The organism is Pantoea sp. UBA7232 (genome assembly GCF_002473195.1).
GTDB classification, from domain to species: Bacteria; Pseudomonadota; Gammaproteobacteria; order Enterobacterales; family Enterobacteriaceae; genus Pantoea; species Pantoea eucrina.
Window position 1 is genome coordinate 119516 of sequence record NZ_DKTK01000004.1, and the last position, 15150, is coordinate 134665.

Genomic DNA, 15150 nt, shown 5'->3' on the forward strand with positions numbered 1-15150 from the left:
CGTGCTGCACGTGAGGCAGCAGATGAACAGAGGCCATTCGGGAGGGAATACGCCATCTCAACGCGCGGTTAAGACAGCGGGAACACTATCTTAGCGCGGAGGCCTTTTGCGATCGTTTGGGACAGTTGTCCAAGAGAGTGCTCCTGTTAAGTAAACCGCCGCGATTTTAAGCACAGGAAGTCGCGTAATCAAACTGATTTCCCGTCTGTTTAGGGATGATTGACCGTTTTTTGCAACAGCGCGAGCACGGCAGCAGGCGCGCCGTTCTGATGCGATTTGCGCTCCCCTGCCCCGGAATACGCGTGCTATCTTAGCTGCTCGCTTAACTGCAATCGGATAAGAAACAATGGCAAAACAGCGCGTAGGGATTGTCTTCGGCGGCAAATCTGCTGAGCATGAAGTCTCATTACAATCAGCAAAAAATATTCTGGATGCGCTGGACCCGCAGAAATATGACGCGGTGCTGCTGGGCATTGATAAACAGGGCCGCTGGCGGCGCTATGACGCCGGCCGCTTTCTGCTCAACGCTACGGATCCGGCGCGCATTGCGCTGCACCCGGAAGGAGAAGCCGTGGCGCTGATACCCGGAGGCGAGCGGGCGCAGTTTATCGGCTGTGAGCAGGCGGAGCCGCTGCCTCATCTGGATGTCATTTTTCCGATTGTGCACGGTACGCAGGGGGAAGATGGCTCACTGCAGGGGCTGCTGCGCATGGCGGATGTCCCGTTTGTCGGCTCGGATGTACTGGGGTCCGCAGTGAGCATGGATAAAGATTTTACCAAGCGTCTGCTGCGTGATGCCGGCCTTCGCGTTGCGCCGTGGATCAGCGTGACCCAGGCAGAGCGCGACACGCTGGACACGGCAGCGGTCATTGCGCAACTGGGCCTGCCGCTGTTTATCAAACCGGCTAATCAGGGATCGTCGGTGGGCGTCAGCAAAGTTACCGATGCCGCTGAGTTTAACGTTGCTGCCGATCTGGCGTTCCGTTTTGACCGCAAAATCCTGATTGAAACAGGGATTAACGGGCGTGAGATTGAGTGTGCGGTGCTGGGTAACGACGCGCCGGAAGCGAGCCCGTGCGGAGAAGTAGTGGTGCAGGATGCGTTCTACGCCTATGACACCAAATATATCAACGCCAGCGGTGCGCAGGTGGTAGTGCCGGCAAACATCAGCCGGGAAAACAGCGCGGCTATTCAGGCAACCGCGCTGGCCGCCTTCAAAGCGCTCGAATGTTTTGGCATGGCGCGTGTCGATGTGTTTCTGACGGATCGCGACGAGATCGTGGTGAACGAAGTGAATACCCTGCCCGGCTTTACCAATATCAGCATGTATCCCAAGCTGTGGCAGGCGGCGGATCTGAGCTATCGCGATCTGATCAGCCGCCTGATTGAGCTGGCACAGGCGCGACATCAGCAGCGTCAGCGCTTAGCCAGCACGATGTAAGCGGCGCTCAGGCCACATGACTGGCGCTCAGCGCGGCGGCGGGCGCCACCTGGTTACGTCCGTTGCGCTTGGCGCTATAGAGATGTTTGTCTGCTGCGGAAATCAGCCGGTTGATTACCTCCGGCCACTCCCGCTCGTGCCGGGCGCAATCCCACGCCAGGCCCATACTGGCCGTCACCGTCACGCTGTTTCCTTTGATCCAGAACTTTTCGCGCGCCAGCGCCTGGCGCACGGACTCCGCCAGCCGGTAGAGCTGTTCCGGCACGGCATCAAACACCACAATCACAAACTCTTCGCCGCCAAAGCGGCAGATCATGCCCTGCTGCTGCGCCACCTGTTGGATACGTCGCCCAATCTCTTCCAGCACGCTGTCACCGGCGTCGTGTCCGAAGTTGTCGTTAATGGTTTTGAAGTAATCGACATCCAGCATGATCACGCCGGTATGGCGCTGCAGAGAAAACGGCATCTGTTTCAGCTGTTCATACAGGCCGGAGCGCGACAGCTGCTGCGTCAGCACATCGACGTTTGCCCGCAGCGCCAGACGCTGATTAAGCTGACGGATAGCGTCCATACTGACCGCCACCAGCAGCGGGCTCAGCGCAACGGTCGCCACCCCGAGGCGTGCCGACGTAAGGTGGCCAATCGGCAACAGCGCGTCGTTACCCTGAATATTCATCACGCCGTGAGAAACCAGCACAATCTCTGTAATACCGGTCAGCAGGATCACCACGCTGGTGACCGGCATAGGCAGCACAATCGCACACCAGATCAGCGCCGGCACCGGAAAGGTCAGACTGCCGGCGCCGCCAATCAGCGCGCCCGCTGTCAGCGACAGCACCACGGCGAGCAGCGGCAGCAGCGTCGCCGGCGTCAGCAGCTGACGCAGAGAGACGCTGCGCAGCGGGCGGGCCAGCATAACGGGCAGCAGCATCAGCGAGGTCGAGATCTGTTCGCTGAACCAGTCAGCCCATGCGACCACAAAGCGCGCATTGAAATCGATGCCCTGCGCCCAGGCGCCCCAGGTCGCACAGGCAGCGGCCCCGAGTAAACAGGCGGGAAAAATGCGCATCGCATTGACGACCTGACTGCTGGCAGCTGGTGTCTGCAGCGGTCTGATCAGCATACAGACCGCGACAAGCGTAAACAGAATATTGGCGATATTGATCGTGACAGCAGCAAAGGCCCAGCCTGAAAATACCGTGTCGTTAAAAATCATCGCGGCCAGAGCAACAAGATAGCTGGAGGGCGTATGCAGAAAAGGCTGACGGACAATCAGCCCGGCAATCAGCGCATTAACAGGCCAGAACAGTGAAAACTCTTCAGGGACCCGCAGGTGGCTGCCAAGAAAACAGAAAAAGAGCGTAATCAAGAACAGCGTGAGAGCATTTTTCTTATCGTTATGTTCATCAAACAGCGAAACGCGCATTCATCCGCATCCTGTAACCTGAAATTGTTGCCGCGTTGCAGTGGCACCCCCTTTTATTGAACATCAGATCGTGCGGTGCCAATTCAGCGAACAGGTTCGGGTTTACTCTCCTGTTCGGCTGGCTAAGGCATCCGGCCTGCAGACGTTCTGCCGCCGATTATGCCGCGCCCGAACAAAAACCGTCTACCCGTGATATCCGATTTTTGCCGGGCATAATCATTTACTTAACGGCTACCGGCCACTGGCTCAGCCGTATGCCCCGCTCCGGCGCATTTTCACCAAAGTCGCGCAGAACCGCTTTCACATCCGGATCGAGATATTCCGCGTTACCCTGCTCCACAATCACCAGGCTGTTTTCCGGAATTTCTGCCAGCACGCCCTGCAGCTTAGGGTTATGCATAAACGTCAGGTTCTGATGAAAGCGCAGCACATAGTGATCGTCATGGCGGGTGAGCTGCAGCGCATTGCGGTGGCTCTGATAGATGCTGCAGAGGATCTGCACGGCGATCCCGAGGAAAATACCGGCCAGCATCCCCAGCAGGATGATGCCGCCAATCGTGGCCAGAAAAGGCACCGACTGCGCCCACCCCATCCGGATCTGCTCAGCAAACAGGCGCGGCGTCGCCAGCTTGTAGCCGGTGTAAAGCAGCACAGCGGCCAGGCTGGCCAGCGGGATCGCGTTGAGCAGCGAACTGAACCACAGGCCACAGACCAGCAGCAGGACGCCATGGATCAGAATTGAGAGTTTACTCTGTGCACCGACGCTGACGTTCACCGAACTGCGGACAATGACGGCGGTAATCGGCATTGCGCCCAGTAAGCCTGCCGTTAAGTTACCTATTCCCTGCGCAAACATCTCCTTATCAGGCGAGGGAGCAGGATACTGCGGACGCAGTTTTTTCAGCGCCTCCTGGCTGAGCAGCGTCTCCAGGCTGGCGACCAGCGCCAGCGTAACCGCTACCACCCAGACGGCGGGATTCTGCCACGCCAGCCAGTCCGGCGTTTCCAGTTCAGCGGCCAGCGCACTAAGGCTGTCAAACGCAGGCAGTACGATACGCGGTAACCCGTCGCCCAGCGCCGGAAAGAGCCGGTCTCCGGCGAAGGTTGCCATACAGCCAATCAGCACCGCCACCAGTGGACCGGGGATCCAGCTGAGCACCCTGACTGACTTAACCAGCGGCGTGGTCCAGAGCCAGAGCGTCAGCAGGCCCGCGGCTGCTACCCCAATAGCACTGGCTGAGAACGCGACATTGCCTGACATCAGCGCCCCCAGCCCGCCCTCTCCGGCTGCGCCCAGCGCCACCGGAATCTGCTGCATAATCAGCAAAATGCCGATTGCGGCCAGCATGCCTTTAATCACGCTGCCGGGCACCAGCGCGATAAACCGCCCGGCGCGCAGCAGGCCCAGCAGGCACTGCAGGACACCCGCCAGAATCAGCGCGGTCAGAAAAGCAGAAAAACTGCCCAGCGTCTGGATGGACGCCACCACAATCGTTACCAGCCCTGCTGCCGGGCCGCTGACCGCAAAGCGCGACGGACTCAGCGCGGTTACCAGCAGCCCGCCAATTACACCGGTAAGCAGACCGGCGAAAGGCGGCAGACCGCTGGCCTGAGCAATGCCCAGGCAAAGCGGCAGCGCCACCAGAAATACCACCAGCCCGGCCGGAATATCCTGCCGCAGTGTTTTAACGTTCATGGCACATGCTCCTCAGCTGATTGCGGTACAGATGACGCAGAGGGTATTTAACATAGCCTGAGCGGTGCTCATGACAGGGTAAAACGGCGCCGCGATATTTCACTGATAACGGTTTTTGTATCATCACAATCATCTTCTCTTTATGCCTGCGTATCTGATTTGCAGATAATAAATGCCCTCTGAGCAGGAGGCCGTAAACCTCCGCAGCGGAAACAAAGCAGCTTCACCTCACAAAAATTGGTTATAGCCGCTTAAGATTTAAGTTGCATCTTTATTATTTAACGCCGCGGGACGGCAGCCGTTTTGTAAAATAAAAGTCAGGAAAGGTAATTAATAAGTCAGTTTAAGCAAGCATATTTAAAAGAGGATAATTAGTTAAAGCGATTATATTTCAATGGATAAAAATCTATAAAAAATAACGCAAGAAGCTGGCTGACAAAAATATACATATTACCTGGCAGCAGCGTGCACCGCGCTGGCTAATAATCGCACTATAACCAGGATAGTTCTTAGTTATTAAAATTAATGCTTAGCGCAATAATCTGTATTACCCGGAAAACATCAAAATTATCCACTCATCGCTGGCGTAAAATCAGGTTATATATCATGAAATGCCGCCAGCGCCTGGCAGCTAACGCAAAATGTAAATATGCGTGGCTCTGACGGTAAAACGTAATCCCCTGCGCCGCCGGGTGTTTTTTCAGTGGTCAAATTATTTACCGTTCCACTCTTTTATGCAGTTACTCCGGCTCTGCCCGGCAATCTCAGCGCAGGCCATCGTGAAACACAGCGCTGTGATACGGGCAGCTATAAGCTGAACGCATGACGTTAGCCGTGATGAGAAAGATATCTGCCAGAGCGCTGTAAAAACGTACCGGTTAACGTAAGCTGTGCGCAGTCGCCGGTTACGTTCAGGTCACAGGAGAGAAGTATGGAGAGTAAAATCTGCGGTCCGCGTTCAGCGCTGCTGGATAGCCTGACATGGCTGGAGTATGCCTTTCAGCCTGCGGGTCTGCCTGCACCTGAGGCTGCCGCTTACGGACATCAGCGTCACAGCGCCCGCGTGGTGTTATCGGGACAAAACCGGCCGCCAAAAAGCTGTGAATCTGACGGTGTGATTGCTGAAGATAACCGTCCGGTAGCGGTTTATACTGCCGACTGCCTGCCGGTGCTGTTTGCCGATCCCGTGCAGCAGCAGGTGGCGGCGATCCATGCCGGGCTGAACGGCACGCTTAGCGGAATTCTGCAAAGCGCGCTGGATGCCCTGCTGGCACGCGGCGCGAGTATCGATACGCTTTGCGTCGCTATCGGTCCGGCCATTGGCCCCTGCTGTTATGAGCTGGGCGAGGATCGTATCCGCCAGATGCAGCAGCGCAGCGATCTGCCGCCGCTGCAGTGGACGCATCAGCAACCCGTGAATCCGCAGGCGGTACGTGCGCAGGCGCAGGCGCAGCAGCAGGGGGCGTGGTTCAGCCTGCCCGGGCTGGCGCGCAGCATCCTGCTAGAGCGCGGACTCGGGCCGGCACAGATTGATGCGGTCAACGTATGTACCTACTGTATGGCCGAGGCGGGATCCAGCTACCGGCGCAATACCCACTTCAGTAGTGGATACCAGTCGCGCTTTTCGTGGATCCGCCGTCGTTAATCGCTTTGCTGCCCTGTGAGCAGCCGGCCCGTGGATAAGCGCGCTAAGCGTCAGCAGAGCCGCGGCTCCAGGCGGCGAGATTGGCGCTTTCTTCTGAATCTCCACTGTTTAAAATGTTGCCAGGCAGGCTCTCGGGCCACGCACTACACGGCTACGCGCATACCGCCATCGACAAACAGCAGATGTCCGTTAACGAAATCTGAGGCGGCAGAGGCCAGAAAGATGGCGGCACCAATCAGCTCTTCCGGCTTACCCCAGCGCGCAGCAGGCGTACGCTTAGTCAGCCAGCCGGTAAACGCGGGATCGTCAGCCAGCGGCTGCGTCATCTCGGTGACAAAGTAGCCCGGCGCAATCGCATTAACCTGAATGTTGTAGCGCGCCAGCTCGACGCACATTCCCCGCGTCAGCATGGTGACCGCCCCTTTAGAGGCCGCATAAGGCGTGATGGTGTCGCGGCCCAGCTCACTCTGCATTGAACCGATATTGATAATTTTGCCGCGCTGGCGCGTTACCATCTGCTGCGCCACTTTTTGCGAGACAAAAAACACGGCGGTCTGGTTTACCGCAATTACGTCGTGCCAGTCCTGTTCAGGAAACTCCAGAAAAGGCCGCCGACGCTGGATGCCGGCGTTATTTACCAGAATATCGATGGCGCCCCACTGTGCTTCAATTTCATCGATCGCCTGATGCACCGCGCCGGAATCGGTTACGTCAAACGCTTTGGCCCGGGCGACGATCCCCTGCTCACGCAGGGCGACGGCGGCGCGCTCTGCCCCTTCAGCTGTGGTCGCGTTAATAATCACTTCGGCGCCGGCTTCACCCAGGCCCTGCGCCAGCAGAAACCCGATACCGCGTGCTGAACCGGTCAGCAGTACACGCTTGCCGGCCAGAGAAAAGAGTGCGTTCATAGTATCTCCCTAAAAAGTCAGCTGAACTTTTGCCGCGCGGGTTTTATCGCTGGCAAACTGCAGCGCCGCATCGATATCCTGAAGCGGGTATTCCCCGCTGTAGAGCGGCAGCGGGTTGATAACGCCCTGCGCCAGCCACTCAACTGCCGTATTGAATTCATGCGTAAAACGGAACGATCCCGTCAGATTTATCTCTTTGGCAATCAGCGTCATCAGGGGGAAATCAGGAAATGCGCCGCCCATTCCTACCTGCACCACCGTGCCTCTGGCACACACAACTTCCAGGCAGCGCTGCAGTGACGCCGGATGGCCGGACGCTTCAAACGCAACATCGAAGTAGCCCTTATCCGCCATCCAGCCGGTGAAATCGCCGCTTGCCGCGTTAACTATTTGCGTGGCACCCATTTGCTGCGCCATCTCCAGCGAACGTTCACTGATATCGCTGCAGACAACCTCTGCAGCACCACGCGCCTGCGCGGCAGCGGCAATCAGACAGCCAATTGGCCCGGTGCCGGAGATAAAGATACGCTTACCGGTAAGATCGCCAGCCTGATGCGTGGCGTGAATGCAGACCGCGAGCGGCTCAGCAAACACCATCACCTTTTCATCGGCATCCTGTGGAAAAGGCACGCACTGGCTGCTCGCCACCACTTTGTGCCGGGTAAATCCGCCATCGACGTGCGGGACATACATTGCACTGCCAAAAAAGCGCATGGCGGTACACTGGTTCTCCTGCTGGCGCTGACAATATTTGCATTCACCGCAGGGTTTAGCTGGATTGACAGCCACTTTTTGCTGCGGCTGCAGGCGGGGATCGTCGCTTTCAATGACGTAACCAATCACTTCATGCCCGAGTATCATGGGCATTTGCAGCGCAAAGCTGCCCACTTTTCCCTCCAGGTAGTAGTGCAGATCGGAGCCGCAGATTCCGCCGCGCGTAATGCGCACCAGCGTGCCGGAGCCATCCCATTGCACCTGCTGCTGTGCGACACTGACCTGCTTTTTGCCGGTAATAACGCAGGATTGCGTTTCAATATTCATGTTTATCCTGTGAGTCTGATGATGTGACGACTATAAAAACGGGTTAAACAGGATAAAACTGTGATGAACATCACTCAGAACGATGTTACAGAAAAGATGTTACCGGGAACGTGAACTGGCTTTCAGGTTGCTGCGCTCGGGCGCGGCCGCCCTGCGCGATTACCGTGCTGACAGCAGCTCCCGGCTATATTTAAATAGTTCCGAATCTGAACGGACGCCGAGCTTTTTCAGCGCCGACTGCTTCTGTCCGCTTACCGTCTTCCGGCTTCGTCTGAACTTGGCCGCAATCTGTGAAACGCTCATGCCATCAAGAAAGCAGCGGATCACTTCTGCTTCACGCGGACTTAATAATCTTATTTTTTCGTGAAGAACCGGCTTACAGTTGATACAGAAATCATCGTCCGCCTTTTTTCCGGAAATGGCATACAGCGTCTGTATCTCTTCAGCAAGGTGCGTGGCTAAAAACAGGTTATTCTCAGCAACGGATCTGACCGCCGCCAGTACCTCTTCAAAGGGATGGCTTTTACCGATAAACCCGTTTACGCCGGCCCGGAGTACCATTCTTGCTACCGCCGGGCTTTCGGCAGAGGTTAAAACCAGCATTTTCTGCATCGGATAGTGATTACGTATTTGCTTTATTAGCGTCAGGCCATCAATTTCACGCTCGCCCAGCAGGAAATCCAGAATCAGAACATCAACACTGTGCGTACTTAACGCGCTGAAAAGCTTGCTGCCGGAAGACCAGGCAGCAACAAGGTGAATATCGGGATGGTTTTTCAGACATAGCTCAAAAACCAGACGAATCATAGGATGACCGTCAAGAACAGCAATACGGACTGGATGAGTGTTTAAATCCAATCTGCCTCTCCTCTAAAAGTATATGACAGGTAAAAGGGCTATATCGTTCAACCTTTTCAGTTAACTCAGTGGTAATAGCAGGAAAATCACCTTCACAATGTGATTATTCAGGTAATTATATAAAACCGATAAATAAAAAATTATTAAGATATGGAATTAACTGCTTCACAAATAAAATAAAGGATAATCCATCCAGAAAAAAAGGTACCCCGGCTGCTGGCTGCCGCTAACTGTGCGGGCTGGCGCGCAATAAATATATCACTCATCCGATCGCACCATTCAGCTGCGCGCTATGATTAACAAGCATCATTAATAACATTAAAATAGCGGTTAAAATGATAAATTCTCTGTCTGACTCTATCTGAAGACTTATTTCCAGATTACTTTCCCGCTATAATATTTAAAACTCAGGCGATTTGCGATGAACACAGGTTGCCGCGGTCTGATAATTACCCGGCGTTTCCGGAAAAAGGAATCCATGATGATATATAAAAAGTGCTAAGTCATTAGCCCTGTACTCTGGCCCTTTCAGGGCGCGCCGGTCCTTCCCGTGCGTAACGAAGACAAGCTGATACTTCGTACGTAACCTGCCGTCCTGCTTTTTTTGACGTCTCTCACAAGCTCAGCGTCCCCCTCTTCCATCATGCGCGATTACCGTTAGAGTTAACTCATCCGACCACTTTCGAGTACCCGATCATGATCGAGCACTACCCCTGCTTATTTACGCCTCTCGATCTGGGATTTACCCGGTTAAAAAATCGTTTTCTGATGGGCTCAATGCATACCGGACTGGAGGAGCACCCTGACGGGGCGGAGCGACTGGCCGCTTTTTATGCTGAGCGCGCACGCGAGGGCGTGGCGCTAATTGTAACCGGCGGCGTCGCGCCGAATGCGCAGGGTGTGGTGGCACAGGGTGGTGCGATGCTGACCGATGAAAGTCAGTGCGGCTGGCATCGTCAGATCACGACGGCGGTCCATGCGCAGGGCGGAAAAATCGCGCTGCAGATACTGCATGCCGGACGCTACAGCTATCAGCGTGCGCTGGTAGGCCCTTCCGCACTCCAGGCGCCTATTAATCCTTTTACTCCGCATGCGCTGAGCGAAGCAGAAATTGAACAGACGATTGCCGATTTTGCCCGCTGCGCCCGTCTGGCACAGCAGGCGGGCTATGATGGCGTAGAGATCATGGGCTCCGAGGGGTATCTGATTAATCAGTTTCTGACGGCGCAGACTAACCAGCGCACTGACGCCTGGGGAGGCGATGTGCAGCGGCGGCAGCGCTTCGCCCGTGAAGTGACGCAGGCGGTACGCCACGCCACAGGCGAAGACTTTATTGTTATTTTCCGGCTGTCGCTGCTCGACCTGGTGCAGCACGGCAGCACGCTGGATGAAACGCTGATGCTGGCTGAAGCGCTGGAAGCGTGTGGCGTGACGCTGTTCAACAGCGGTATTGGCTGGCATGAAGCGCGCATCCCGACGATAGCCACCTGTGTCCCGCGAGCCGGCTTTGCCTGGGTAACCCGCCACCTGCGCGAACGCGTATCCGTGCCGGTAATTGCCACCAACCGGATCAACCACCCTGACGTGGCTGAAGCCCTGCTGCGCGACGGGACTGCTGATATGGTTTCAATGGCACGGCCGTTTCTGGCGGATGCCGCGTTTGTCTCCAAAACGGCGCAGGGTCAGCCTGAAGCTATCAATACCTGTATTGCGTGTAATCAGGCGTGCCTCGATCAGATTTTTGCAGGCAACGTGACATCCTGCCTGGTCAATCCGCGCGCCTGCCACGAAACCCTGATGCCGGTTGTGCCAGCCACGCAGCCGAAGCAGCTGGCTGTGGTTGGCGCCGGTCCGGCAGGCATGGCTTTTGCCCTGCAGGCGGCTCAGCGCGGGCATAAGGTAACGCTCTATGAAGCGGAGGCGGAGATTGGCGGGCAGTTTGGTATCGCCCGACAGATCCCGGGTAAAGAGGAGTTTAGCGAAACCCTGCGCTACTTCCGCCATCAGCTTGCGGCAGCGAAGGTGACGCTGCGGCTTAACCACCGGGTCTGTGCCGAAGAGCTGACAGACGCGGATGAAATTATCATCGCTACCGGCGTAACGCCGCGTCAGCTCTCTATTCCCGGCATCGATCATGCCAGCGTGATCGGCTATCTGGATCTTCTGCGCCATAAAAAACCGGTGGGTCAGCGCATCGCCATTATCGGCGCAGGCGGCATCGGTTTTGATACGGCCGCCTATTTACTCCATTCATCAGAGGATTTTTACCAGCGCTGGGGAATCGATCGGACGCTGCAGGCGCGCGGCGGCGTTGTTCCTGCCCGGCCCCCCTCTCCCGGCCGGCAAATCTGGCTGCTGCAGCGTAAAGGCGGGAAGCCCGGAGCGGGCCTGGCGAAAACCACCGGCTGGATCCACCGCACCAGCCTGCAGGCGCACGGCGTAGAGATGTGGGGAGATGTGGAATATCTGCGCATTGACGATGCAGGGCTGCATCTGCGTCACCAGGGTAAACCGGTCACGCTGGCCGTGGATAATATTGTGGTTTGCGCCGGTCAGGAGCCGCTGCGCCTGCTGGCTGACGAGCTTGCCGCACGCGGCAAACCGGTGCGGGTGATCGGCGGCGCAGATGTGGCGCAGGAGCTGGACGCGCGGCGGGCTATTGCACAGGCTACCGCGCTGGCGCTGAGTCTGTGATCAGCGCAGTTTGACCGCGCGCAGCACCACAAACTTGGCGCTGGACGCCACCAGTTCGCAGTTACCAAACAGCTTCTTCATCTTCTGGTGATAGCCGAGGTGCCGGTTGCCCACGATGCGCAGCTCACCGCCATACTGCAGGCAACGCTTTGCGTCGCGCAGCATCTGCCACGCCAGGTGATCGGTAACCGCATGCTGCTGGTGGAACGGCGGATTGCACAACACCGCATGCAGCCGGTCGGAGGGAAAGCCGCTCAGCACATTATTAACGCGGAACTGACTGCGCGACAGATCCTGCGGGCGGTTAACCCTGACGTTCAGCTCGCTGGAGGCGACCGCCATATAAGATTCATCATAAAACAGTACCTCAGCCTGCGGATTCTGCTCCAGTGCCATTAAGCCAATCACGCCGTTGCCGCAGCCGAGATCCATGATTTCGCCTTCAATATTGTGTGGCAAATGCTGCATAAACAGCCGCGCGCCAATATCCAGCGAAGTGCGTGAAAAGACGTTGGCGTGGTTATGGATCTGGTAAGGCGTCTCATCGAGTGGCCAGACGGTAGTGTCCGCCGCCTCAGCCAGCGCCGGGGCGCTGTAACGGCTGTAGATCAGACGCGCTTTTTTCCAGGCCAGCGACGTTTTACTCTCACCCAGAATTCGCTCAAACAGCTGCAGGGTGGAGTTATGAATATCTTTTGCTTTGGCTGCCGCCAGAATCAGCGTATCTGGCGTGGCCACGCTGCGCAGCGCACGCAACTGATGCTCCAGCAGCGCCAGCGCTTTGGGAATTTTGATTAAGACAGCAGCAGGCGCCGCAGGCAGCGCGCTCAGGCTGTCAATAAAGTGAATGCGATCGTCAGACAAACCATTTAAGCGCAGATTCTGTCTGGCTGCCTGCTGGCTCAGCCAGGAGTCGCTGACGTGCCAGATCTCCCGATCCTGCAGGCCACAGGTTAATGCCCCAAAGCTGTCATTGAACACCAGCACCGGACCTTCCGGCAGCGTCTGCTGCAGCAGATATTCATCGGCAGCATCCCACGCCTGTAACGGGCTCTCTTCGCGCATCGGCGGAAAGCGCTCCAGCGTAAGGGTGCTATGGGTCAGTTCAAGTTGGCTCATGGGATCTCCGGCGTGGTACACTTTGCGCAATTTTCGCCCTGAAAAGGGGGGCGCAGTATACTGTCTTTCGTCAGGAATCCCAATGTCATTAATTTATCTGCAGGGTTACCCTGAAAATATCCTCGAACAGGTGCAAATGCTGATTGATCATCAGCGATTAGGCGCGTTCCTGCAGCAGCGCTATCCCGAGACGCATGATGTGGTCAGCGATCGCGCGCTGTATGACTACACGCAGGCGATAAAAAATCGCTATATGCGCAGCGCACCTCCGGTAAGCAAAATCCTCTGGGATAATAAAATCAAAGTGATGAAGCATGCGCTGGGGCTGCACACGGCCATTTCCCGCGTACAGGGCGGCAACCTGAAAGCTAAAGCGGAGATCCGCATCTCCACCTTTTTCCGCCTTGCTCCTGAGCCTTTCCTGCGCATGATTGTGGTGCACGAACTCGCCCACCTCAAAGAGAAAGATCACAGCAAAGCGTTCTATCAGCTCTGCTGCCATATGGAGCCTGACTATCATCAGCTGGAATTTGACGCGCGCCTGTGGATGACCGATCAGGCGATGCGCGGCAACGCAGCTTAAAGAAACTCCTGTGCTTTCTGAATCAGACTGGTTTTGGTCAGGGCGCCCATAAAACGACGCTCCTGCGGATTATTCAGCACCGGCAGCCGCTCGAGCGTCACGCGTGAAAATGCCTCCCACCCTTCGCGCATGCTCTGTCCCTGAAAAATGCAGGGAAAGTTGCTATCCATGACGGTGCTGACCGGCGAGTCCAGAGTGATCTCCTGCGCCAGTACCTTGCGCGAGATCTCGTGAATGGAGACCACGCCCAGAAACTGCCCCGCCTGATTCAGTACGTAAACATAGCGTTCACGCTTCAGCGAGCTGACCGCCAGCGCCTGTCCGACCGACTCTTCCGGCTGCAGCGCTGCACCGGGAATAATCAGCTGGTCGACACGCATATGGTCAAAATCATACCAGGCTTCAGAACGGCTCAGGTGATGGCTGACCACCGGATAGGTGCTGGCGGACTGCAGGCGGTAGACCACCATTGAAGCCAGGACCGAGGCGATCATCAGCGGAAACAGCAGGCTGCTGTTAAGCGTCATCTCCAGTACCATCAGCATCGCCATCAGCGGAGCCTGACTGACAGCGGCCAGCACGGCGGCCATGCCTATTGCTGCATAGAGCAGCGTATCGCCCACCGGCAGCTGCAGCGCGGCTGCGCTCTGCGCCAGAATCACCCCGAGCAGGGCGCCAATCAGCAGCGAGGGCGTAAACAGTCCGCCGACGGCATTTGAGCCTACGGAGAGGGTTGTCGCCAGGGTTTTGAGCAGCAGCAGCAGCAGCAGTCCGGTGATGACATAGTGCCCCTCAATGATCTTCACAATCACTTCATAGCCGTTGCCGAGAATATCCGTGGAGAGCAGCGCCAGCAGGCCGACAGCGACGCCTCCTGCGCCAAGCCGCAGCGGCAGCGATCGCACGCGGCTGAATAGCCGCCGGCTGCGGCCAATCAGCGCGATCAGCAGCCAGCCGGCAACGCCTGCTATCAGACCAATCAGCACTGTCATCAGCAGGCTCACTCCATCCATCTGAAACAGCGTATCGGCAAGCGGATAAAGCGCATTGCGAAAACCCAGCGCCCACATGGTCATCACCGCCACCGCAGAGGCGACAATCAGCGGGATCAGTCGCTGCAGGGCTGAAATACCAAAAGCAATTTCAGCAACAAAGATCGCCGAGGCAAGTGGCGCGTGGTAAACCGAGGAGAGGCCCGCTGCTGCCGCCATGGCGACAATGTCGCTGTTGCGCAGATTGAGCGATGCCGGCAGCCAGCGTCCCAGCAGACTGCCGCTGAGCGCTGAGAGCTGTACCATCGGCCCCTCTTTACCGATTGAAGCGCCGCTGCCAATGCTGGCGATTGAAGAGAGCGCGCGAAACAGTGAGGTGCGCGTCGGCACGGCATCCAGCCTGGCGTTAATCACTTCCAGGTAGTCTGTTTTTACCGTTTGCTGCTGCTCAATTGCGACGGCATAGCGCAGGAACCAGCCCGCCAGTACGCCGCCGCCGCCCACCAGCAGCGGCCAGAAGATCCACGGCCAGACGTGCATCGCCACGGTGATCTCATGGTCACTGTTAAACAGCAGCTGGTTAATCACATCGATAATGCCACGAAACGCCAGCGTCACCAGCGAGGCCATCAGCCCCACCGGAATGGCGATCAGCAGCGTGGTCCAGTTTAATGCATGTTTGCTTCCGCTCACCCGGCTCTCCCGTTCGCAGGCTTTCAGACACAGGGGCTCACTATATTGGAATGC

The 15150-nt window shown here is 56.8% G+C and carries 11 protein-coding genes; 4 read left to right on the forward strand and 7 right to left on the reverse strand.

Going from position 1 to position 15150, the window contains the following annotated elements; translation table 11 throughout:
* The first annotated feature begins 346 nt into the window (after positions 1-346).
* Positions 347-1441 carry a D-alanine--D-alanine ligase gene (gene ddlA, locus B4056_RS01750; protein ID WP_113655526.1) on the forward strand — a complete coding sequence of 365 codons (1095 nt, stop codon included), beginning with the start codon at positions 347-349 and terminating at the stop codon, positions 1439-1441.
* Positions 1442-1448: 7 nt separating this feature from the next.
* Here the strand turns inward: ddlA and B4056_RS01755 are convergent, their stop codons facing one another.
* Complete coding sequence (locus B4056_RS01755; RefSeq protein ID WP_094111012.1) at positions 1449-2867, reverse strand: GGDEF domain-containing protein; 1419 nt, start codon at positions 2865-2867, stop codon at positions 1449-1451.
* Between the two features lie 220 nt (positions 2868-3087).
* Positions 3088-4563 carry a SulP family inorganic anion transporter gene (locus tag B4056_RS01760; protein ID WP_288653661.1) on the reverse strand — a complete coding sequence of 492 codons (1476 nt, stop codon included), beginning with the start codon at positions 4561-4563 and terminating at the stop codon, positions 3088-3090.
* Between the two features lie 931 nt (positions 4564-5494).
* Here B4056_RS01760 and B4056_RS01765 point away from each other — a divergent pair.
* Positions 5495-6208 (forward strand): polyphenol oxidase family protein, encoded by a 714-nt coding sequence (locus B4056_RS01765; RefSeq protein ID WP_039380486.1) that lies wholly within the window; start codon positions 5495-5497, stop codon positions 6206-6208.
* 143 nt (positions 6209-6351) lie between these two features.
* Here the strand turns inward: B4056_RS01765 and idnO are convergent, their stop codons facing one another.
* From idnO to B4056_RS01780, 3 genes are all read right to left on the reverse strand, one after another.
* A complete protein-coding gene (gene idnO / locus B4056_RS01770) occupies positions 6352-7116 on the reverse strand; it encodes a gluconate 5-dehydrogenase (protein WP_113655525.1) in 765 nt (254 codons plus the stop codon).
* A 9-nt stretch (positions 7117-7125) separates the two neighbouring features.
* Entirely contained in the window at positions 7126-8157 is a 1032-nt protein-coding gene (gene idnD / locus B4056_RS01775) for an L-idonate 5-dehydrogenase (RefSeq protein ID WP_288653664.1), read from the reverse strand.
* A gap of 159 nt (positions 8158-8316) precedes the next feature.
* On the reverse strand, positions 8317-9015 hold the full coding sequence (locus tag B4056_RS01780) for a response regulator transcription factor (protein ID WP_288653667.1): 699 nt from the start codon (positions 9013-9015) through the stop codon (positions 8317-8319).
* 696 nt (positions 9016-9711) lie between these two features.
* Here B4056_RS01780 and B4056_RS01785 point away from each other — a divergent pair.
* Positions 9712-11709 carry an NADPH-dependent 2,4-dienoyl-CoA reductase gene (locus B4056_RS01785; RefSeq protein ID WP_288653669.1) on the forward strand — a complete coding sequence of 666 codons (1998 nt, stop codon included), beginning with the start codon at positions 9712-9714 and terminating at the stop codon, positions 11707-11709.
* On the opposite strand, the gene rlmG is transcribed toward B4056_RS01785, so the two are convergent.
* The gene (rlmG, locus tag B4056_RS01790) at positions 11710-12828 is read right to left on the reverse strand and encodes a 23S rRNA (guanine(1835)-N(2))-methyltransferase RlmG (protein ID WP_288653670.1); all 1119 of its coding nucleotides are present in this window, start codon (positions 12826-12828) and stop codon (positions 11710-11712) included.
* A gap of 82 nt (positions 12829-12910) precedes the next feature.
* Here rlmG and B4056_RS01795 point away from each other — a divergent pair, with 82 nt between their 5' ends.
* Positions 12911-13411: a M48 family metallopeptidase gene (locus B4056_RS01795; RefSeq protein WP_039380498.1), complete on the forward strand. Its 501-nt coding sequence runs from the start codon at positions 12911-12913 to the stop codon at positions 13409-13411.
* Here B4056_RS01795 and B4056_RS01800 read toward each other — a convergent pair.
* Positions 13408-15096 (reverse strand): chloride channel protein, encoded by a 1689-nt coding sequence (locus B4056_RS01800; RefSeq protein WP_094111018.1) that lies wholly within the window; start codon positions 15094-15096, stop codon positions 13408-13410. The two genes, B4056_RS01795 and B4056_RS01800, sit on opposite strands and share 4 nt — an antisense overlap.
* Between the last annotated feature and the right edge of the window lie 54 nt (positions 15097-15150).

Bases quoted from the DNA above. Each gene is read 5' to 3' on its own strand.
- ddlA (WP_113655526.1), top strand. From the start codon at position 347: ATGGCAAAACAGCGCGTAGGGATTGTCTTCGGCGGCAAATCTGCTGAG.
- B4056_RS01755 (WP_094111012.1), bottom strand. From the start codon at position 2,867: ATGCGCGTTTCGCTGTTTGATGAACATAACGATAAGAAAAATGCTCTC.
- B4056_RS01760 (WP_288653661.1), bottom strand. From the start codon at position 4,563: ATGAACGTTAAAACACTGCGGCAGGATATTCCGGCCGGGCTGGTGGTA.
- B4056_RS01765 (WP_039380486.1), top strand. From the start codon at position 5,495: ATGGAGAGTAAAATCTGCGGTCCGCGTTCAGCGCTGCTGGATAGCCTG.
- idnO (WP_113655525.1), bottom strand. From the start codon at position 7,116: ATGAACGCACTCTTTTCTCTGGCCGGCAAGCGTGTACTGCTGACCGGT.
- idnD (WP_288653664.1), bottom strand. From the start codon at position 8,157: ATGAATATTGAAACGCAATCCTGCGTTATTACCGGCAAAAAGCAGGTC.
- B4056_RS01785 (WP_288653669.1), top strand. From the start codon at position 9,712: ATGATCGAGCACTACCCCTGCTTATTTACGCCTCTCGATCTGGGATTT.
- rlmG (WP_288653670.1), bottom strand. From the start codon at position 12,828: ATGAGCCAACTTGAACTGACCCATAGCACCCTTACGCTGGAGCGCTTT.
- B4056_RS01795 (WP_039380498.1), top strand. From the start codon at position 12,911: ATGTCATTAATTTATCTGCAGGGTTACCCTGAAAATATCCTCGAACAG.